Origin of the sequence: Xanthomonas axonopodis pv. maculifoliigardeniae (genome assembly GCF_041519315.1) — a bacterium.
Taxonomy (GTDB): domain Bacteria; phylum Pseudomonadota; class Gammaproteobacteria; order Xanthomonadales; family Xanthomonadaceae; genus Xanthomonas; species Xanthomonas euvesicatoria.
The window spans coordinates 12,930-31,136 of sequence record NZ_CP167998.1 but is presented as its reverse complement, the minus strand read 5'-3'; the positions used below and the strand labels follow the sequence as shown (position 1 = coordinate 31,136).

At 66.4% G+C, this 18,207-nt stretch carries 18 protein-coding genes; 9 read left to right on the top strand and 9 right to left on the bottom strand.

Going from position 1 to position 18,207, the window contains the following annotated elements:
• Window positions 1–93: 93 nt before the first annotated feature.
• Entirely contained in the window at window positions 94–537 is a 444-nt protein-coding gene (locus tag ACDH77_RS00140) for a PepSY domain-containing protein (protein WP_014088878.1), read from the top strand.
• Window positions 538–850: 313 nt separating this feature from the next.
• Here ACDH77_RS00140 and ACDH77_RS00135 read toward each other — a convergent pair whose 3' ends face one another.
• Together ACDH77_RS00135 and ACDH77_RS00130 are read right to left on the bottom strand one after the other, a co-directional pair.
• Window positions 851–2,647: a M28 family metallopeptidase gene (locus tag ACDH77_RS00135; RefSeq protein ID WP_031420466.1), complete on the bottom strand. Its 1,797-nt coding sequence runs from the start codon at window positions 2,645–2,647 to the stop codon at window positions 851–853.
• A 161-nt stretch (window positions 2,648–2,808) separates the two neighbouring features.
• On the bottom strand, window positions 2,809–3,465 hold the full coding sequence (locus tag ACDH77_RS00130) for a hypothetical protein (RefSeq protein WP_008572935.1): 657 nt from the start codon (window positions 3,463–3,465) through the stop codon (window positions 2,809–2,811).
• Between the two features lie 97 nt (window positions 3,466–3,562).
• On the opposite strand from ACDH77_RS00130, the gene ACDH77_RS00125 reads away from it, so the two are divergent.
• The gene (locus ACDH77_RS00125) at window positions 3,563–4,846 is read left to right on the top strand and encodes a murein hydrolase activator EnvC family protein (RefSeq protein ID WP_031420465.1); all 1,284 of its coding nucleotides are present in this window, start codon (window positions 3,563–3,565) and stop codon (window positions 4,844–4,846) included.
• A 104-nt stretch (window positions 4,847–4,950) separates the two neighbouring features.
• On the top strand, window positions 4,951–6,480 hold the full coding sequence (locus ACDH77_RS00120) for a S41 family peptidase (protein ID WP_031420464.1): 1,530 nt from the start codon (window positions 4,951–4,953) through the stop codon (window positions 6,478–6,480).
• Between the two features lie 169 nt (window positions 6,481–6,649).
• Here ACDH77_RS00120 and ACDH77_RS00115 read toward each other — a convergent pair whose 3' ends face one another.
• The 3 genes from ACDH77_RS00115 to ACDH77_RS00105 all read right to left on the bottom strand — a co-directional run bounded on the left by ACDH77_RS00115 (window position 6,650) and on the right by ACDH77_RS00105 (window position 8,763).
• Entirely contained in the window at window positions 6,650–7,642 is a 993-nt protein-coding gene (locus tag ACDH77_RS00115; RefSeq protein ID WP_011345784.1) for a D-2-hydroxyacid dehydrogenase family protein, read from the bottom strand.
• Complete coding sequence (locus tag ACDH77_RS00110) at window positions 7,642–7,962, bottom strand: DUF1820 family protein (RefSeq protein ID WP_008572943.1); 321 nt, start codon at window positions 7,960–7,962, stop codon at window positions 7,642–7,644. Before ACDH77_RS00110 ends, ACDH77_RS00115 begins: the two co-directional genes overlap by 1 nt.
• A 108-nt stretch (window positions 7,963–8,070) precedes the next feature.
• The gene (locus ACDH77_RS00105; RefSeq protein ID WP_003482177.1) at window positions 8,071–8,763 is read right to left on the bottom strand and encodes a rhomboid family intramembrane serine protease; all 693 of its coding nucleotides are present in this window, start codon (window positions 8,761–8,763) and stop codon (window positions 8,071–8,073) included.
• A 218-nt stretch (window positions 8,764–8,981) separates the two neighbouring features.
• Here ACDH77_RS00105 and ACDH77_RS00100 point away from each other — a divergent pair, with 218 nt between their 5' ends.
• From ACDH77_RS00100 to ACDH77_RS00090, 3 genes are all read left to right on the top strand, one after another.
• On the top strand, window positions 8,982–10,322 hold the full coding sequence (locus ACDH77_RS00100; protein ID WP_011345782.1) for an outer membrane protein transport protein: 1,341 nt from the start codon (window positions 8,982–8,984) through the stop codon (window positions 10,320–10,322).
• Window positions 10,323–10,595: 273 nt separating this feature from the next.
• On the top strand, window positions 10,596–11,297 hold the full coding sequence (locus ACDH77_RS00095; protein WP_031420463.1) for a 2OG-Fe(II) oxygenase: 702 nt from the start codon (window positions 10,596–10,598) through the stop codon (window positions 11,295–11,297).
• Window positions 11,298–11,504: 207 nt separating this feature from the next.
• The gene (locus ACDH77_RS00090) at window positions 11,505–12,632 is read left to right on the top strand and encodes a PA0069 family radical SAM protein (RefSeq protein WP_031420462.1); all 1,128 of its coding nucleotides are present in this window, start codon (window positions 11,505–11,507) and stop codon (window positions 12,630–12,632) included.
• A gap of 117 nt (window positions 12,633–12,749) precedes the next feature.
• Here the strand turns inward: ACDH77_RS00090 and ACDH77_RS00085 are convergent, their stop codons facing one another.
• Together ACDH77_RS00085 and ACDH77_RS00080 are read right to left on the bottom strand one after the other, a co-directional pair.
• Window positions 12,750–13,115, bottom strand: a complete 366-nt coding sequence (locus tag ACDH77_RS00085; protein WP_003482184.1) for a DUF1330 domain-containing protein — start codon at window positions 13,113–13,115, stop codon at window positions 12,750–12,752.
• A 49-nt stretch (window positions 13,116–13,164) separates the two neighbouring features.
• Window positions 13,165–13,890, bottom strand: coding sequence for a helix-turn-helix transcriptional regulator (locus ACDH77_RS00080; RefSeq protein WP_029818094.1), 726 nt, complete (start codon window positions 13,888–13,890; stop codon window positions 13,165–13,167).
• A 408-nt stretch (window positions 13,891–14,298) separates the two neighbouring features.
• Between ACDH77_RS00080 and cls the strand changes: the two genes are divergently transcribed.
• From cls to ACDH77_RS00065, 3 genes are all read left to right on the top strand, one after another.
• Window positions 14,299–15,759 (top strand): cardiolipin synthase, encoded by a 1,461-nt coding sequence (gene cls / locus ACDH77_RS00075; protein ID WP_011345777.1) that lies wholly within the window; start codon window positions 14,299–14,301, stop codon window positions 15,757–15,759.
• 75 nt (window positions 15,760–15,834) lie between these two features.
• Window positions 15,835–16,104 (top strand): hypothetical protein, encoded by a 270-nt coding sequence (locus tag ACDH77_RS00070; protein ID WP_008572960.1) that lies wholly within the window; start codon window positions 15,835–15,837, stop codon window positions 16,102–16,104.
• A gap of 7 nt (window positions 16,105–16,111) precedes the next feature.
• A complete protein-coding gene (locus tag ACDH77_RS00065; protein WP_218507381.1) occupies window positions 16,112–16,879 on the top strand; it encodes a pyridoxine 5'-phosphate synthase in 768 nt (255 codons plus the stop codon).
• 280 nt (window positions 16,880–17,159) lie between these two features.
• Here ACDH77_RS00065 and ACDH77_RS00060 read toward each other — a convergent pair whose 3' ends face one another.
• Window positions 17,160–17,540 carry a biopolymer transporter ExbD gene (locus tag ACDH77_RS00060; protein ID WP_029818092.1) on the bottom strand — a complete coding sequence of 127 codons (381 nt, stop codon included), beginning with the start codon at window positions 17,538–17,540 and terminating at the stop codon, window positions 17,160–17,162.
• Between the two features lie 251 nt (window positions 17,541–17,791).
• Window positions 17,792–18,205, bottom strand: a complete 414-nt coding sequence (locus ACDH77_RS00055; protein ID WP_005912449.1) for an ExbD/TolR family protein — start codon at window positions 18,203–18,205, stop codon at window positions 17,792–17,794.
• Between the last annotated feature and the right edge of the window lie 2 nt (window positions 18,206–18,207).

Genomic DNA, 18,207 nt, shown 5'->3' with positions numbered 1-18,207 from the left:
ACTGAACTTTCGTTGCGGCCGCTTGCCCGTTTTTCACCTGATGGCGATAGGCCGCCCTCCAGCATGAGCGCACTTCACTGCAGGAGCATTCCCATGACACAGCCATTGATGAAGACCGCACTCATCGGCGCCCTTGCCTTGCTGTCGCAGGGTGCGTTGGCACAGGCGGCCGACAAGCCGGCCAAGGCGCTTACCTCCGGTGAGGTCACCAGCATGCTCACCGCAAAGGGCTACACCAAGGTGCACGACGTCAAGTTCGAGCATGGCGTCTGGACGGCAGACGCGCGTAGCGGCGACGGCAAGGACGTGGACGTGCACATCGATCCGGTGACCGGCCGCGTCTATGGCGACCAGACCACCTCCAAGCTCAGCGAAGCCGACGTGCGCGCGTCGCTCTCCACCGGCGGCTATGCCGATGTGCACGACCTCAAGTTCAAGGATGGCCTGTGGAAGGCCGATGCCAAGCGCAACGGGCAAAAAGTCGAACTGCACGTGGATCCGGAAGACGGTCACGTGGTGAGCGTGGAGAACGATTGAGTGGCGCACGTCTCGTTCGCCTGCCAGGCGGGTAGGGTAGATCGAGCGTCGCAGAGCATGCGCGATTGCCGCATGGCCATGCGTCCCATCCATGGGCTGAGATGTAAGGTCAGTGCAGCAGGCCCCTGATCGCGCAAGATCGCAGCTGCACGATGTGGCGTGGCTGATCGCCAGAGGCCTCACATGAGGCAACAATGCAAAAGGCCTCCGGTGGGAGGCCTTTTGCGTAACAGCTGGTTTCCGGCGATGGTCGCGCAAGGCAGGTCGCTGATGCAGTCGTGCCACACCGTGCGGCAGTGACGGCGCGGCGGCCTCAGCGTGGAGATTGGGCCTTGTGCGTTTGCGTGGCCGCGCTGTCAGCGTCGGCCGGCTGCGCGCTCGCCGCGCTCGCGCCAGGCTTGCCGGCCATCATGCGATCGCGCGCGGCCTTGAACGGGTTGCCGGGGTACCAGTTGGGCCAACGTTCGCCGGCAGCGACCTCCTTGCCCACGCCATAGACCACCTGCAGGTCTTCGATGGTGCCATCGAGCTTCCAGGTGGCGGCGTCGTATTCGTCGCCCGGGGCGTGATAACGATGGCGTCCGTAGTCCTCGGCCGCGGCACGTCCGGCGGCAGTGCCGCCCTCGCGCAGGTCTTCGCCGCCATCGGCATACAACGCCGGCACGCCGGCCTTGGCGAAGTTGAAGTGATCCGAGCGGAAGTACGAGCCGCTTTGCGGGGTGGCTTCTGCGTGCAGGGTGCGCCCCTGCATGGCGGCGATCGGCTTGAGGATGTCCTCCAGCTCCGAGCTGCCCATGCCCACCACGGTGACATCGCGTGCGCGCCCGGCCACCGACATCGCATCCAGATTGATCACCGCCGCGATCTTGTCCAGCGGGAAGCTCGGGTTGGCCACGTAATACTTGGAACCGAGCAGGCCCGATTCTTCCAGCGTGACCGCCAGGAACACCACCGAGCGCGCCGGCTTGGGATCCTGGTGCGCGAATGCATCGGCAATTTCCAGGATGCCGGCCACGCCGGTGGCGTTGTCCACCGCGCCGTTGTAGATGTTGTCGCCGCGTTCGCCCGGATGCTTGCCCAGGTGGTCCCAGTGCGCCATGTACAGCACCGCCTCGTCGGCGTGGCTGGTGCCCGGCAGCACGCCGACCACATTACGCGAGGTCTTGGCCGCGATGGTGCTCTTGAGATCGACCGACCAGCTGGCCTTCAACGGCACCGGCTTGAAGCCGCGCTTGCTGGCGTCCTTGTAGGCCTGCGCCAGGTCCAACCCGGCGTTGGCGAACAATTGCTTGGCGGTTTCGGCGCTGATCCAGCCCTGCACCGGCAGGCGCGGGTCGGGGTCGTCCTTGGCCGGCAAGTCGTATTGCGGGCCGGACCAGGAATTTTTCACTACGTCCCAGCCGTAGCTGGCGCCGGGCGTGTCGTGCACGATCAACGCCGCAGCCGCGCCCTTGCGTGCGGCTTCTTCGAACTTGTAGGTCCAGCGCCCGTAGTAGGTCATGCGCTTGCCATCGAACAACTTGGCATCGTCGGTGTGGAAGCCCGGGTCGTTGACGAACATCACCACCGTCTTGCCCTTCCACTCCTGGCCGGCATAGTCGTTCCACTGCTGCTCGGGTGCGTCCACGCCATATCCGACGAACACCAGCTCGCTGTTGTCCAGCTTGACCTCGGCCTGGCCGGTGCGCGTGCCGACCACGATGTCGGTGCCGAAGGCGAGGGTGCGGGTCTGCTCGCCGCTGCGCAGGCTGGGCGCGGTGGATGCATCGGCGGTGGTTTCCACCATCGGCACTTCCTGGAACCAGCTGTCGCCATTGCCCGGCTGCAGCCCGATGCGCTGCATCTGGTCGCGGATGTAGGTCACGGTCTTTTCTTCGCCCGGCGTCCCCGGGCCGCGGCCTTCGAAGTCGTCCGACGCCAGTGTCTTGACCAGTTCGGCGAAGTCGCCCGTGGTCATTTCCGGGGAGAAGGTGTGGCGGCTGACCGGCGCGGTGGGCGCGCTCTCGGTCGGCGTCTGCGCGGCAGGCGCACCGGGCGCAGCGGCGGGTTCGCGTTTGCAGCCGGCCAGGGCCAGCGTCGCGGCCAGGCACAACAGGATCTTGCGGGGCATCGGAACTCCTCGTGCGGCGGAATCCCGATCTTAGAGCGTGCGTCGGACGGCGGGGTGAGCGCGCGGCTGCGTGTGCTGCGGTTGCATGGCGGGCCGGGCAGGGCGCCTGGAGCGGGCGCCCTGGATCCGGCGCACGCACCGGCAGGTGCGTGCTGCGTCGGTCAGTCCTTCGGTGCGACGTCGCTATCGAAGCTGCGCGCGGTGGCGCCGCTCACCGCGCCGATCTTGGCGCTGCGGTGCACGTACAGGTTGACCTCGCGCTCGAAGTGCAACGGCCCATCGACCACCGCATCCGGGCCGATCACCACGCGCGGCTTGCGCGAGGGCTGGAACGAAAAACCGAAGCTCGGCTTGCTCACTTCGATGCCGCCGCGCACGTGCGAGCCCACCCCGACAGTGATGTCGCCGTTGACCGTTTCGATGCCCTTGCCGAGCTCGGTTCCCACCAGCCCGATGCTGCCATTGACCGTTTCCACGCCGCCGCTGATCTGGCTGCCACGCTCGGCCAGGATGCTGCCGTTGACCGTCTCCAGCCCGCCGGACACGGTGACTTTCTGGCCCAGCGTGATCGAGCCATTGACCGTTTCCACGCCACCGGTGCGCGCGTTGTCGCCGATGCGGATGCCGCCATTGACGGTTTCCACGTTCTTGGTCTGCGCACCGGCACCGATCTCGATGGAGCCGTTGACCGTTTCCAGGGCGCCGTAGGTCTTGCCGGCATCTGCGCTGATCTTGCCGTTGACCTTGCTGACGTCCTCCTCGGCCCAGGCGCTCGTGCAGACCAGGGACAGTGCCAGGAGGAGAATTTGGGGCTTCATGCTGAACCTCGCGCGGCGGCGGTAGTCTGGGGCGTGGCGGCGATCACATCATGCTTGGCTACAATCGCGCACCTGCCTGAAGTCACTGGATCTTTCGTTGCCCCCTTCGTCCGCACCGCTGCCGCGCCTGCCGCTCGCTCCCGCCACCGGCCGTGGGCGGATGTGGCTGGCGGCGGGTGTGCTGGCCTGCACGTTGCTGGGCAGCGTGGGCGCAAGCGCGCAGAGCCAGCGCGAGACCGAGCGCAAACTGCAGCAGCTGCGCGATGAGCTCAAGACCATCAGCGCCGATCGGCGCGAACTGGAAGGCAAACGCGGCACTGCTGCGCAACAGCTACGCCAGGCCGACGAGAAAGTGGCCAAGACCGCACGCGCCTTGAGCGAAACCGAAGCGGCGATGCGCGCGCAGGAACAGCATCTGTCCACCCTGCAGCAGGAACGCGCGCAGTTGCAGCGCGGCCTGCAGAGCCAGCGCACGCAGCTGGCGGCATTGTTGCGCGCTGCCGATCAGGTGGGCCGCAATGCACCGTTGAAGGTGCTGCTGTCGCAGGACACGGTGGGCGATGCCACGCGCATGCTGGCCGATCACCGCTATGTGCAAAACGCACGTGCGCAACGCATCCACGCCCTGACCACGCAACTGGATGCCCTGGCGAAAGTGGAACAGGACATCGTCACCCGGCGCCAGGCGCTGGATGCCGCACGCGCGCAGCAGAAGGCGCAGGCGGCCACGCTACAGAAGGACCGCTCGCAACAGGCGGCCACCGTCGCGCAGCTGGACGATCGCTACAAGCAGCGCGCCGAGCGCGAAAAGGCAATCGGCCAGGACGCCAAGGCGCTGGAACAACTGCTCGCCAATCTGCGCGCGGCGGCCGCCAAGGCCGAAGCCGAACGGCGCGCTGCCGCCGAAGCCGCCGCGCAGGCCAAACGCAGCAAAACCGAGCGTTCCGATCGCCCCGGCAAGACCCCGCCCAAGGTGGTCGCCAACGCACCGGCCCCCAAGGTCGGTGGGCTCAGCTGGCCAGTGGCGGGCAACCTGCTGGCGCGCTTCAACGCCACCTTGCCCGATGGCCACACCAGCAAGGGCGTGCTGATCGGCGCGCCCAAGGGCACCACCGTGACCGCAGTGGCCGATGGCACGGTGGTGTTTTCCGACTGGATGACCGGCTACGGCATGATCCTGATCGTGGACCACGGCAACGGCTACATGAGCCTGTACGCGCATAACGACACCTTGCTGCGCGATGCCGGCGCATCGATCAAACGTGGCGACGCGGTCGCCAAGGTCGGCAGTTCGGGCGGGCAGGGCGTGCCGGCGCTGTACTTCGAATTGCGACGCAACGGGCAGCCGGTGGATCCATCGAGCTGGCTGCAACGCCGCTGAGCGCCGCGCACCGCCCGCGATTCAACGCGGATTTACCGCTGCTTCGCGCATAATCCGGTCAGCTCCGCGCTGCGGGGCGCCTTATCTCTTTGTCGGAGTGCTTCATGCGCGTAGCCGTCCTGTCCGTTGCCCTGTCGCTGGCCCTGTTCGCGTCGCCTGGTTGGGCGCAGAAGGCCGGCCCCGCCGCCGCCCAGGCCAGCGCGGACGATCCGGAAGCCAATGAAGCCGCTGTTTCCAAGGTGCCGCTGGATGAGATCCGCCGTTTCGTGGCGGTCTACAACGCGGTCAAGCAGGCCTACGTCGACCCGGTCGAAGACAAGAAGCTGATGCACTCCGCCGTGCGCGGCCTGCTCTCGGACCTGGACCCGCACAGCACCTATTTCGACAAGGAAGATGCCGAAGCCTTCGACGAACAGGCCACCGGCGCCTACGACGGCATCGGCGTGGAATTGCTACAGCAGCAGGACAACACCCTCAAGGTGATCGCGCCGATCGACGACACCCCGGCCGCGCGCGCCGGCATCCGCGCCGGCGATGTGATCGTGGCCATCGACGGCAAGCCGATCGATGCCAGCAAGGCGATGGAGCCGCTGCGCGGCGAATCCGGCAGCAAGGTCGTGTTGACCATCATGCGCGACAAGACGCCCAAGCCGTTCGATGTGACCCTTCAGCGCGAAACCATCCGCGTGGCCAGCGTGCGCAGCAAGCTGCTGGAGCCGGGCTACGGCTACATCCGCATCAGCACCTTCCAGGCCGACACCGGTGCCGATTTCCAGAAGAACCTCAAGCAGCTGCAGGCCGGCGGCAAGTTGCGCGGGCTGGTGCTGGACCTGCGCAGCAACCCCGGCGGTCTGCTGACCTCGGCGGTGCAGGTGGCCGACGATCTGCTGGACAAGGGCAATATCGTCAGCACGCGCGGGCGCATCTCGATCAGCGATGCCAAGTTCGACGCCACTCCGGGCGATCTGCTGAGCGGCGCACCGGTCGTGGTGCTGGTGGATGCCGGTTCGGCCAGTGCGTCGGAAGTGCTGGCCGGCGCGCTGCGCGACAACAAGCGCGCACGCATCATCGGTAGCCGCACCTTCGGCAAGGGCTCGGTGCAGACCGTGCTGCCGCTGGATAACGGCGACTCGGTCAAGCTCACCACCGCGCGCTATTACACGCCCAGCGGCAAGTCGATCCAGGCCAGCGGCATCGTGCCGGACGTACTGCTCACCCCCGAACCGCAGCCCGGCGATGCCGATGTGCCGGCCAGCCTGACCGACTACAGCGAAGCCACCTTGCCGGGCCACCTGCGCGGCGACGACGAAGGCGAAGAGGGCTACAGCGCCGGCGACGTGCTGCCGGGCGACGGCCCGATCGCCGAAGCCCTGGCCGAACTCAAGCAACCCGGCTCCGTCGCCAAGGCGCAGGCTGCACGCAAAGCCAAGGCGCAGGCCGCGCAGAAGGCCAAGCCAGCCAAGACCGGTGCCGATCCCAAGCCCGCCGCAGCGCGCCCGGCGACCACGGACAAGCCCACATCGGCCGAACCGGCAGGCAAGGCCAAGCCGGCCACTGCACCCGCAGCGCCAGCCGAACCGGTGCAGCCGGCGCCGCCAAAGGACACGCCAGCGTCCACCGAACCGGGCAACTAAGAGCGGCCCATGCAACGTCGTGGCCCGTCGTCAGGCGGCGGGTTGGGTCGTCTCGCAGAGGATTGGTGTGGGAGCGGTGCATGCGGCACCCAACATCAATCGCCGCTCACCTGGCAGCAGCGCGCGCGGCTGGTCGGCTGCTTCCAGGCCGCGCTCACCCAGCGGGGAATCACACCCGCTGCGTTGTGGCCAACACCTCAGGATTGACCAGGTTGCGCGGTGTGCCCGCCGCGAACGCCAGCACGTTGTCGAACGCCGCGGCGAAATACAGCGCGTAGCTGTCGCGCTCCACGTACCCCAGATGCGGTGTCGCCAGCACGCGCGCATGCCGCAGCAGCGGATCGCGCGGGTCCAGCACCGGCTCGTGCTCGAACACATCCAGCGCGGCCTGCGCCGGCCGGCCCGCGTCCAACGCAGCGAGCAGGGCGCCAGGGGCGATCAACTCGGCACGACTGGTGTTGACCAGCAACGCGTCGGCGCGCATGCGCGCCAGATCCTGTGCGGTGATGTCATGACGTGTCTGCGCAGTCAGGCGCCGATGCAGCGACAGCACGTCGCTGCGTTCGAACAGTTCCTCGCGGCTGCCCGCAACCGCGAACCCATCGCGCGCTGCCTGCGCACAGGATGCCGGCCCGCCCCACACCAGCACCTGCATGCCGAACGCGCGCCCGAAGCTGGCCACGCGTTGGCCAATCCGCCCATAACTCCAGATCCCCAGCGTGCGCCCATGCAGCACGCGGCCCAGGCCGGGATCGCCAAGCGCCTGCCAGCGTCCCTGCTGCAATGCATGCTGGTAGTCGGTCAGCCGACGGCTGGCCGACAGGATCAGCGCCCAGGTCAGCTCGGCCGGCGCCACCGGCGAGCCGACGCCTTCGGCCACCGCCACACCCGATGCGGTGCACGCCGCCACATCCACATGCGCGCCAACGCGCCCGGTCTGGCTGATCAGTTTCAACCGCGGCAGCCGTTGCAGCAGCGCCGCATCCACGCGCGTGCGTTCGCGGATCAATACCAATGCGTCGGCGTCGGCCAGAGATGCGGCACGCGCGTCGAGCTCCGCGCCCAACGCGCCCAGCACCTGCACCGGGTGGCCCTGCATCTGCTGCAGGCAGGGCAGCTGAGCGACGGCGCCCTGGTAGTCGTCGGGCACCACAATGCGCATCAGCGTGGCTTGATCGGCGAGGGGAACGGGGTGACCACCTTGTCGCCGGTGGTGGCATCGCGAATCACCGACTGGCCTTTTTTCTCCACTTCTTCGATCCGCACGATGCTCTGCATCGGCAGGTGCAAGGTCTTGGTATTGCCGAATTCCTCGCGCAGGCGTTCTTCGGTGGGGTCCACCACCAGCCCGTCGTGCACGTCGAACACTAGCTCGCCGATCTGGTTGAAGCCCCACAGATGGCTGCCGGTGACCTCACGCGCGTAGAGCTCGTACACCTTGCCGTGATTGAGGAAGGTGACTTTGTACAGAGACTTGGACATGCACACGATTATAGGCGCGCGCCTGGACAGCGACGTGCGCGGCATCGTGCCGGTACCTCGGCCACGCATGGGGTGCGGCCTGCCGCTACAGCCCGGATGCTGCGCGGCTCAGAAACCGTGGCGCTTGCGCAGCCGCCGCGCGATCGCCGCGCGCACGTACAGGCCGTACACGATGCCGAACACGAAGCCGGCGATGTGTGCCGACCACGCCACCATGCCGAACGCCGGGCCGATATAGGCGAACACCACCTGCAGCAGTGCCCAGGCGCCGATCAATAGCGGCGCCGGCACACGAATGAATTCCAGAAACACGCCCAGCGGCAGCACCACGCCCAGCTTGGCGCCCGGAAACAGCGCCAGGTACGTGCCGATCAACGCCGACACCGCACCCGAGGCGCCGATGATCACCCGGTCCGGCGTGCCGATGGCAAAGATCGCCGCCAGGTTGGAGGCCGCGCCGCCGACCAGAAACAGCAGCAACAACCGCCACGGGCCCAGGATGCGTTCGGCCGGCAGCCCGAAGATCAGCAGGAACACCAGGTTGCCGAGCAGATGCGACCAGTCCGCGTGCAGGAACAGCGCCGTGAACAGGCGCAGCACGCTGCCGTCGCGCAAGGTGGCCCACCAGTCGCCCAGATTGGAGACCCCGCTGGAGAGCGCGCCCCAGTCCAGCCACAACGTATTGCGCGCCTCGCCCGGCCGGCTGATCGACCACAGATACGCCAGCCACACCGTGGCGAACAGCAACGGCACTGCCCAGCGCGGGGTGGGTTTCTTGCGGGAAGGAAGAGAGACGAACATCGGACGGCGACAATAGCCGGTCCACGCTGCTGAACCCAGCCCTAACCTGACGGCACGTTCAGCGCGCGCCTCGTTATTGTTCGGTTAATCGTCATGGGTATACTGCGTACGGCGTCGTATGTCGGGGGGGGGTCTCCGGCGCGCTCCGTGCACTGGATTGGTGCTGGACGCGGGCGCTGAACCGACCATTGCAGTCCTTATCCGGAGAGCTACAACTTATGTCTACCGCTTCCACTCTCAGCCGCGCCACCCTGTTGGCCGTCGGTATCGCTGGCGTGCTGGCCGTTGGTCAGGCGCACGGCGCCGCGTTCCAGCTGAAGGAAAACAGCGCCAAGGGCCTTGGCCGCGCATTCGCAGGTTCGGGCAGCGCCCCGGATGATGCCTCCATCATCGCCAACAACCCGGCAGGCATGCGCCAGCTGGACGGTCGCCTGTTCCAGGCCGACGTCAGCGCCATCAGCTTCTCGGCCAAGTTCCAGCCCGACACCGCGGCCTACGCCAACGGCGCTCCGGTCTCCGGCGGCAACGGCGGCGACGCCGGCATGATCGCGCCGGTCCCGGCGATGTACTTCCACGTGCCGTTCGGCGAGAACGACAACATGCACCTGGGCACCTCGCTGACCGTGCCGTTCGGCTTCAAGACCGAATACGACCGCGACTGGGTCGGCCGCTACCACGGCACCAAGACCGAGCTGCAGGCGATCGACTTCAACGTCGCGTTCTCCTATGACGTGAACCCGTACGTGTCCTTCGGTGCCTCGGTGTTCGCCGAGCGTCTGGATATCGACCTGGCCAACGCCGTGGATTTCGGCAGCGTGCTGGCTGCGCGCCGCGTGCCGGGCTTCGCGCCGGGCAGCGCCGATGGCTACTCGCGCATCAAGGGCGACAGCACCGAAGTGGGCTTCACCCTGGGCGGCTTGTTCAGCATCGACGAGAACACCCACATCGGCTTCAGCTACCGCTCGCAGGTGGAACACAAGATCACCGACGGCACCGCCGACTTCACCGTGCCGGGCAGTGCTGCCGCCGTGCTGGGCGTAGCCGCGCCGGGTACCTTCGTCGACACCAAGGGCCGCGCCACCGTCAAGCTGCCGGCCAGCGCCACCGCCAGCTTCACGCATAACGTGAACGAGCAGTGGTCGATCATGGCCGACGTCACCCGCACCGCCTGGAGCAAGTTCGACCAGGTGACCGTGGACTTCGCCTCCAACCAGCCCGACAGCGTGCTGGACTTCTCCTACCGCGACACCACCTTCGCCTCGATCGGTGCCGACTACCGCATGAGCGACACGGTGACCCTGCGCGGCGGCCTGGCGTACGACCAGACCCCGACCACGGCCGAACACCGCGACGTGCGCGTGCCGGACGCGAGCCGCAAGTGGGTTTCGCTGGGCATGAGCTGGCGTCCGTCGGCGCAGACCGAGTACAACTTCGGCTACACCCACCTGTTCACCAGCGACCCGACCAGCGACACCCGCAGCGCCACCGGCGACCGTCTGGCCGGCAGCTACGACGTGAAGGGCGACGTGCTGGCCGCTTCGATCAACTACAAGTTCTGATCGCCGCAGCACGCGTTGCGTGACGAAAAACCCCGCTTCGGCGGGGTTTTTCTTTGGCGCCTTGCATGCTCCACCCACGATACGGGCAACGGGCAACAAGCAACAAGCAAAGCAGGCAGGACACATCGCCTCGGCACCGCGCTTGCCCACCGTGCGCGGTGGCGCCACCTGGCCACGCACGGGTGATCCCGACAACCTCGCGTGCTGATCCCGCCGGCACGCACCGCCTGTCGAACGCTGCAGCCGGCGCGCCAGATTGCTATGGTCAGGCGCATGAGCCAACCCGACTTCATCCAGATCACCGACAACGCCATCGCGCGCGAAGAGTGCGTGGCCATCGTGCAGCGCATGCGCCAGAGCCAGCAGCTGCATCCCGGCCGCATCGGTGGCGGCGTCTTTCCCGACCTCAAACACAGCCGCGACCTGCGCATCAGTGGGATGGCCGAATGGGCGGAAGTGGAAAACCGCCTGCAACAGGCCGTGTTCGATGGCGTGCTCACGTATCTGCGGCAGTATCCGCAGGCGTTGATTTCACCGCTGATGCTGCAGGTCACCACCGCCGATGGCACAGCGCATCGCCTGGTGGCCGAGGATATCGTGCAGATGAGCGACCAGGCGCTGGGCGATCTGGCACGCACCTGCCTGCGCCCGGGTGCGATCAATCTGCAGTGGTATACCGCCGACCAGGGCGGCTACCCGTACTGGCATTGCGAGCTGTATCCGCGCGATGCCAATGCCGACACGCTGCATCGGCATCTGCTGTGGACGCTGTATCTCAACGAGGAATTCGAGCAGGGCGAAACCGAATTCCTGTTCCAGCAACGCAAGGCGCGCCCACGCACCGGCAGCCTGCTGATCGCTCCCACCGCCTTCACCCACACCCACCGCGGCAACCGCCCGGTCGGCGGCGACAAGTTCATTGCCACCAGCTGGATTCTGTTTCAGTCGGCGCAGGCGCTTTACGGCGGGGATTAGGGAATCGGGAATAGGGAATGGGGAATCGCAACGGCGGCGCTTTCTGCTGTTGCTGTTGCTGTTGCTTTCCCGTTTCCGTTTCCCGTTTCCCGATTCTCCATTCCCCCGCTGCGACTGCGCCCTGCACTGCGTCGTAGCGGTTGTGCTCGTTCCTCGGACCGGTGCACGTCGCTTGCACCAGGCTTCGTTAGTAAGAATACTAACGGCATGCAGAAGAACTCTTTCCCCGGCACGAGCGCGGCAGCTGAGCGCGATGTCCGCAGCTCGCGTACGGTCATCAAGGGGCGCGGCACCACCGCCTACGTGCCCGGCCGCTTCGCGGTCACCACCGCCGTCGAGATAGACGATGGCTGGGGCGCGCTCGATGCCGACGGCGAGGCCGCCATGCGTCCCAAGACCGTGGTGGCCGAGGAAATCGCGCGCAGCATCATCAGCCGCAACAACTCGCCCGACATCGGCTTCTCGCAGTCGGTGAACCCGTACCGGGGATGTGAGCACGGCTGCGTGTACTGCTTTGCCAGGCCCTCGCACGCGTATCTGGATCTGTCGCCAGGGCTGGATTTCGAAACGCGGATCTTCGCCAAGCCGAATGCGGCAGCGCTGCTGCGCGCAGAGATCGCACGCCCGTCCTACCAGTGCTCGCCGATCGCGTTGGGGATCAATACCGACGCCTACCAGCCCACCGAGCGGCGCCTGCACATTTCCCGTCAATGCCTGCAAGTGCTTGCGCAGGCCCGTCACCCGGTCAGCTTCGTGACCAAGGCAGCGTTGATCGAACGCGACATCGATGTGCTGGCCGAGATGGCGCAGCACAACCTGGTGTCGGTGTATTTCTCGGTCACCACGCTCGACAATCGCCTCGCGGCCAAGATGGAGCCGCGCGCCGCCGCGCCGCACGCGCGACTGCGCGCGATGCAGGCGCTGCACGCTGCCGGCGTACCGGTGGGCGTGCTGGTCGCTCCGGTCATCCCGATGATCAACGACAAGGAACTGGAGCGCATCCTGGACGCAGCCGCAGCCCACGGCGCACGTTCGGCCGGCTACGTGTTGCTGCGCCTGCCGCACGAGCTCACCCAGTTATGGCGCGAGTGGCTCGAGCTGCACTATCCCGATCGTGCCAAGCATGTCATGAGCCTGATCCAGCAGATGCGCGGCGGCAAGGACTACGACAGCCGCTTCGGCAAGCGCATGGTCGGCGAAGGCCCGTTTGCAGAACTGATCGCGCAGCGGTTTTCCATCGCGTATCGGCGCCTTGGATTCGGGCGGCTGCCCAGGCTCGATACCACGCAGTTCCGTCCACCCAGACCGGACACGCCGCAGCTGGACTTGTTTTGATCCTGCCGGGTCCGCGCTGCCTGCAGTGGCCCTGGCCCCGACGCGCAGGCAACGCGTTCGGCAGCAGGACCAATGCGCCAGCGCCGGCAAACGCGCTGCAACGCGTCCAGCAGAGGGCTACAGCGTGATGCCGTGGAAGGGTTGCAGCACGATCTCGGCAATTGCCGAACGTCCCACCTCGAAGGCGTGCTGATACTCCGCATCGGCAATCATCTGCTTGAAGGCGGATCGACCCGGATACTGCACCAGCGTGACCGCATCCCACGGCTGTGCCTGGCCCGCGGTCAGCACCGGCAGGCCATCGCCACTGAAGACAATGTGCGCGCCGAACCGGGCCAGGATGGGTGTGGCCAACCGCAGATACTGGTGATAGCGCTCGCGGCCACCATCGGCCTGGAAGCGAATCAGGTTCAACATGACGATTGCCGAGGTGTCCTCGTCATCCAGGAACGCACCGAGCGCATCGGGTAAAAACGCAACCATGTCAGTCTCCTTGGTCTGGCTTCCTCGCAGTGGAAGCGGCCAACACACGCTAGCGTTGCGGCCTGTCAGAAACTGTCAGTAGCGAACGCCAGTCGCGGTCCTGCTCTCGCCATTGCTTCACCAACGCCTGGCGCGACTGCGGGTAACGCGTTTGCAGCAGTGCCTGCACCTGCAACCGATCGACACGAAAATGCCGGAACGCGCAGCGGCGCTCGCACCAGGCCGCCAGGACGCGTACGTCGTCGAAATACACCAGGGCGATCGGCCAGACGATGCGCTCGGAGGGCGTGTCGTGCGCATCGACATAGCCGATCGCCAGTTTGCATTGCCGCCGAATGGCCTCGCGCAACACGGCGGTCTGCGGATGATCGACCGACTCGGATGTGGAAGCGGCGGTCAGAATCGCCGCTGGCGCCATGTCTGTGCCGACGCCATCGCCGTGCCTTCTGGCAGACAAGATCTTCGCCAGGGCGCTTTCACCACATCTGGCCAAGGCAGGATCGGCGCGTTGTTTGACCCAATCCAGGCCCAGCATGACCGCATCCAGTTCCTCCTGCGAAAACGCCAGCGATGGCAGGAAGAATCCCGGCTTCAGGTAATAGCCAACGCCGGCTTGGCCCTCCAACGGCGCACCGAGCGCGCGCAAGGTGTCGATATCCCGGTAGACGCTTCGCTGCGATACCCCCAACTCGGACGCCAGCGCAGCTGCCGACACCGGCCGTCTGTGCGCGCGCAGCAGGCCAAGCAGTTCAAACAGGCGGGTTGTCCTGGACATCCATCAGCCTTCGCGCGACAGCCTTGCATTCCGGCGCTCATCCTAGAGCGTGTCATGTACTTTGAGGTGAGTGCGAAGCGTCCGATGGCGCGTGGAGACACCGCGTGCGCTGCGGCCCAGGCTTGCCGCCTGGGGCACGGCGCGCAACGTGGTATCGGCGCCCACACAGCGCGCTTCCCCGGCAGGTTGGCCGCCAGCGCTGCAGCGCGCTCTGGCGAATGCCATCCAGGGCTGGAAGCGCCCGGGCACGCGACCGACGCCTGCAGAGCGGGCAGGTCTTGCCGGCTCGAGGGCACCGGCGCGTGCAGGCCGGTATCGGCAGCGTTTGCGTAACGCCGCCGCCATCGCCACTTCGCTCACGCGGGCAGTGATCATCGCAACACCGCATGCGCCCCGTAGAATCCGCGCATGCTCGCACTTGCACAGGGCGCGTGGGAGTGGCTGGCCACCATTCCCCACCTCGAAGCGCTCCTCCTGGCCGCCTATGTGCTGTATCTGCTGTGGATCGCCGGCTGGATCGTGCTGCAGAAGCGCGAACCGGTGGCCACGCTGAGCTGGGTGTTGTCGCTGGCGGCGCTGCCGTACCTGGGGCTGCTGATCTACTACTGGCTGGGCCCGCAAAAGGTCAAACGGCAGCGGCTGCGGCGCGGGCGCTCGCGCTCGGGCATGGAGAGCTACAGCAGCGTCTGCCCGCCGGATGCCGACTGTACCGAGCTGGCCAAGATCGCCCAGTCCACCACCGGGCTGGCGCCCAGCAGCGCCACCGAAGTGCACTGGCTGGTGGATGGCGCTGCCACGTATGCCGCCATCATCGAAGCGATCCGGGGCGCACGCGACCATATCCATCTGGAGTACTACATCTTCCAGCCCGACCACAGCGGTACCGCGATCTGCGCTGCGCTGATGGAACGTGCCCGTGCCGGAGTCAAGGTGCGGCTGCTGATGGATGCGATCGGCTCATCGGCAATGACCCGACGCGCCCTGCGCACGCTGCGCGAGGCCGGGGTGGAAACCGCCTGGTTCCATCCCTCGCAATTGCTCAAGCCATTCAAGCGGCCGTGGTTGAACCTGCGCACCCACCGCAAGGTGATCGTCATCGATGGCCGCGTGGGTTTCACCGGCGGCATCAACGTCACCGACGACGAGAACGAGCAGGTGCGCAAGCAGGCGTATCGCGATCTGCACGTGCGCCTGCAAGGCCATGTGGTGCGCAGTCTGCAGCTGGTGTTCCTGGAGGACTGGCTCTATGCCACCGGCCAGGGCCGCGCGGCCTTCCACGGCCAGCAGCTGTGGCCGGACGATGTGCCCACCCGCGCGCAAGGCACGGTGGATGCGCAGGTGCTGGTGTCCGGCCCGGATTCGTCGTGGGAAGCGATCCACCGCCTGATGGTCGCCGCCATCCATGAAGCCAAGCACCGCGTGTGGCTGGTCACTCCGTACTTCGTGCCCGGCGAAGCAGCGCGCATGGCGCTGACCTCGGCCGCGCTCGGCGGGCTGGACGTGCGCCTGCTGGTGCCGCGGGTCAGCGATTCGCGCCTGGTCACCTACGCGGCACGCTCGTATTTCGACGAGTTGCTGGAAGCCGGTGTCCGCATCTACGAGTACGGCCCGCGCATGCTGCACACCAAGGCGCTGCTGGCCGACGACGATGTCTGCATCGTCGGCAGCGCCAATTTCGACAGCCGCAGCTTCCGGCTGAATTTCGAGTTGTCGATGCTGTTCCGCGACCAGGCCGTGGCAGCAGAGATGGCCGGGCTGATCGGCACCGATCTGCAGCAGGCGCAGGAAGTGCAATTCGCGCGGCATCGGCCGTTATGGCGCTCGCGCCTGCCGGAGGCCTTCGCCCGGCTGTTGTCGCCGCTGCTCTGACCAACGGTGAGGCGCCCACGTGGAACCGCGCCGGGCGCGGCGCTACACTGCCGCCACTCAACGGGGGAGCGCGTCATGCACTGGCTGTTTCTGCTTATGGCACTGGGTGCGCTGGTGCTGGCTTTCAGCACGCCGCACGTGTGGTTGCTGGTGGTCTCGCTGCTGGTGGCGTTGGTGCTGCTGCTGTTGTGGACGCGCGGTTGGTTCGCCTCGCGCATGGGCGACACCCAACGCGATACCAGCAGCATGATCGACCCGGCCGAGCTGCGCCGCCTGCGCGAGCTGGCAGAAGCACGCAAGTCGGCCGCCCTGGCCGCCGCACGCGACAGCGAGCCGCAGGCCTGATCACCGCATGACCACCCAGCTCAGCGTCAACGTCAACAAGATTGCAGTCCTGCGCAACTCGCGCGGCGGCACCGACCCGGACGTGGTGCAGGCCGCACGCGCCTGCATTGCCGCCGGCGCGCATGGCATCACCGTGCATCCGCGCCCGGACCAGCGGCATATCCGCGCCGACGACGTGCTGGCGCTCAGTGCATTCACGCGCGCGCAGGCGGTGGAATTCAATATCGAAGGCAACCCCTTCGCGCCGCCGCGCGCAGGCTACCCGGGGTTGCTGGAATTGTGCCGTGCCACGCGCCCGCAACAGATCACCCTGGTGCCGGACGGCGACGGGCAGCTGACCTCCGATCACGGCTTCGATTTTGCGCAGGACACCGCGCAGCTCGCCGAGCTGATCACCGCGTTCAAGCAGCTGGGCAGCCGGGTCAGCCTGTTCGTCGATGCGGGTAACCCGGACATCGCCCGCGCAGCCGCGCTCGGTGCGGACCGTATCGAGTTGTACACCGGCCCCTATGCGCACGCGCACGCCAGCGGCCAGGCCGATGCCACGTTGGCGCTGTTCGCCGATGCCGCGCAGCGCGCCAGTGCCGCAGGCCTGGGCATCAATGCCGGGCACGATTTGTCGCAAGCCAACCTGGGCGATTTTCTCGCCGCTGTGCCGGGGGTGCTGGAAGTATCCATCGGCCACGCCTTGATCAGCGAGGCCTTGTACCAGGGATTGGATGCAAGCGTGCGCGCGTACGTCGACATCCTGCGTGGCAGCCACGTTAGCGCTTGAGTCCATGCGCTAACGTCGGCATCGATGATCGATGCCCGGGTTGGCGACAACCACGTTCGCGTGGTGGATGCTACGCAGGAACATCACGACGAGCGCCTGGTTAGCGACGGCCAGCTGCTGCCGGTGAGAAACAACCTCGATTAACTCCCCATACCTGTCGCGTCCGAAGCCGCGATGCGGCGCCTGGGCGACCGCATCGTGCGTTGTTGCATGCACTGCACGTGGCCAAGCGCAATACGCGCTTGCAGAAACACTACTGCACAAAGGCGATGCGCTGCACTTACGCGTTCTTCGCTGCCGCCAGCACGCTGGCCATCACGGCATACTCGGCGTCCACACTGGCGGCGATGCGCAGTTCCGGCTGATGTCCTGCAGTTGCCTGCATCTGCTCGATCAACCTGGACTGGAGTTGCTGCAAGGTCACCGGGTTGGCGTTCCAGAACAGCTGTGCGTCGGCATCCACACGCAAGGCGATTGGTGCAGGCGGCTCCGGCCGTGTGGTCACTTGCGAAATGTGCTGCGGCAGATCCACCGCGATTGTCCGCGTCACCATCGGTGCGGTGACGATGAAGATAATCAACAACACCAACATGACATCCACCAGCGGCGTGACATTGATCTCCGCCAGCGGTCCCCGATCCCCTGTCGTACTGAAAGCCATGACTGCCTCCCGTGCTGTGATCGTGGGTGCTGCACGGCCGAGCACACACCTGCGACCTGCACCGGCAACTCGACGCGGGTACGGGCGCGCTGGCGGCACGGCATCGGCTCGGCAATGGGTGCTTGACGCTGAAGGGTCTACAAGCGCTGCCATTAACGCGCTTGGGTCGAAGCACACATAAAAAAACGCCACCGTTTCCGGTGGCGTTGCAGTCGCGTCATGACTGTTGTGTTGCGGTCTTGCAGATACGTTTACTGCTGCATGAAGCCGATTTTCTTCATCTGCGAGTTCTTCGCAGCGGCCAGCACCTTGGCCATCACCTCGTACTCCGCATCCGGATTTGCATCGATGCGCAGTTCCGGCTGATTGGTCGGATCGGCCTGCACCACTTCTTCCATCTTCTGTTGCAACACATCGACCGGAGTCGGGCTGTTGTTCCAGAACACCTGGTTGCTGGCGTCGATACGCAACTCGATCGGCGGCGGCGGTTCGGTCGTCTGCGGTGGCGGGTTGAGCACCCGCTGCGGCAGATCCACGGCGATCGGGTAGGTCATGATCGGCGCGGTGACGATGAAGATGATCAGCAGCACCAGCATCACGTCCACGAGGGGCGTGACGTTGATGTCGGCCATCGGCCCACGGCTTCCACCAGTACTAAATGCCATGG

Excerpts from the sequence above, each read along its gene's own strand:
- ACDH77_RS00140 (WP_014088878.1), top strand. The coding sequence starts at position 94 with ATGACACAGCCATTGATGAAGACCGCACTCATCGGCGCCCTTGCCTTG.
- ACDH77_RS00135 (WP_031420466.1), bottom strand. The coding sequence starts at position 2,647 with ATGCCCCGCAAGATCCTGTTGTGCCTGGCCGCGACGCTGGCCCTGGCC.
- ACDH77_RS00130 (WP_008572935.1), bottom strand. The coding sequence starts at position 3,465 with ATGAAGCCCCAAATTCTCCTCCTGGCACTGTCCCTGGTCTGCACGAGC.
- ACDH77_RS00120 (WP_031420464.1), top strand. The coding sequence starts at position 4,951 with ATGCGCGTAGCCGTCCTGTCCGTTGCCCTGTCGCTGGCCCTGTTCGCG.
- ACDH77_RS00115 (WP_011345784.1), bottom strand. The coding sequence starts at position 7,642 with ATGCGCATTGTGGTGCCCGACGACTACCAGGGCGCCGTCGCTCAGCTG.
- ACDH77_RS00110 (WP_008572943.1), bottom strand. The coding sequence starts at position 7,962 with ATGTCCAAGTCTCTGTACAAAGTCACCTTCCTCAATCACGGCAAGGTG.
- ACDH77_RS00105 (WP_003482177.1), bottom strand. The coding sequence starts at position 8,763 with ATGTTCGTCTCTCTTCCTTCCCGCAAGAAACCCACCCCGCGCTGGGCA.
- ACDH77_RS00100 (WP_011345782.1), top strand. The coding sequence starts at position 8,982 with ATGTCTACCGCTTCCACTCTCAGCCGCGCCACCCTGTTGGCCGTCGGT.
- ACDH77_RS00095 (WP_031420463.1), top strand. The coding sequence starts at position 10,596 with ATGAGCCAACCCGACTTCATCCAGATCACCGACAACGCCATCGCGCGC.
- ACDH77_RS00090 (WP_031420462.1), top strand. The coding sequence starts at position 11,505 with ATGCAGAAGAACTCTTTCCCCGGCACGAGCGCGGCAGCTGAGCGCGAT.
- ACDH77_RS00085 (WP_003482184.1), bottom strand. The coding sequence starts at position 13,115 with ATGGTTGCGTTTTTACCCGATGCGCTCGGTGCGTTCCTGGATGACGAG.
- ACDH77_RS00080 (WP_029818094.1), bottom strand. The coding sequence starts at position 13,890 with ATGTCCAGGACAACCCGCCTGTTTGAACTGCTTGGCCTGCTGCGCGCG.
- cls (WP_011345777.1), top strand. The coding sequence starts at position 14,299 with ATGCTCGCACTTGCACAGGGCGCGTGGGAGTGGCTGGCCACCATTCCC.
- ACDH77_RS00070 (WP_008572960.1), top strand. The coding sequence starts at position 15,835 with ATGCACTGGCTGTTTCTGCTTATGGCACTGGGTGCGCTGGTGCTGGCT.
- ACDH77_RS00065 (WP_218507381.1), top strand. The coding sequence starts at position 16,112 with ATGACCACCCAGCTCAGCGTCAACGTCAACAAGATTGCAGTCCTGCGC.
- ACDH77_RS00060 (WP_029818092.1), bottom strand. The coding sequence starts at position 17,540 with ATGGCTTTCAGTACGACAGGGGATCGGGGACCGCTGGCGGAGATCAAT.
- ACDH77_RS00055 (WP_005912449.1), bottom strand. The coding sequence starts at position 18,205 with ATGGCATTTAGTACTGGTGGAAGCCGTGGGCCGATGGCCGACATCAAC.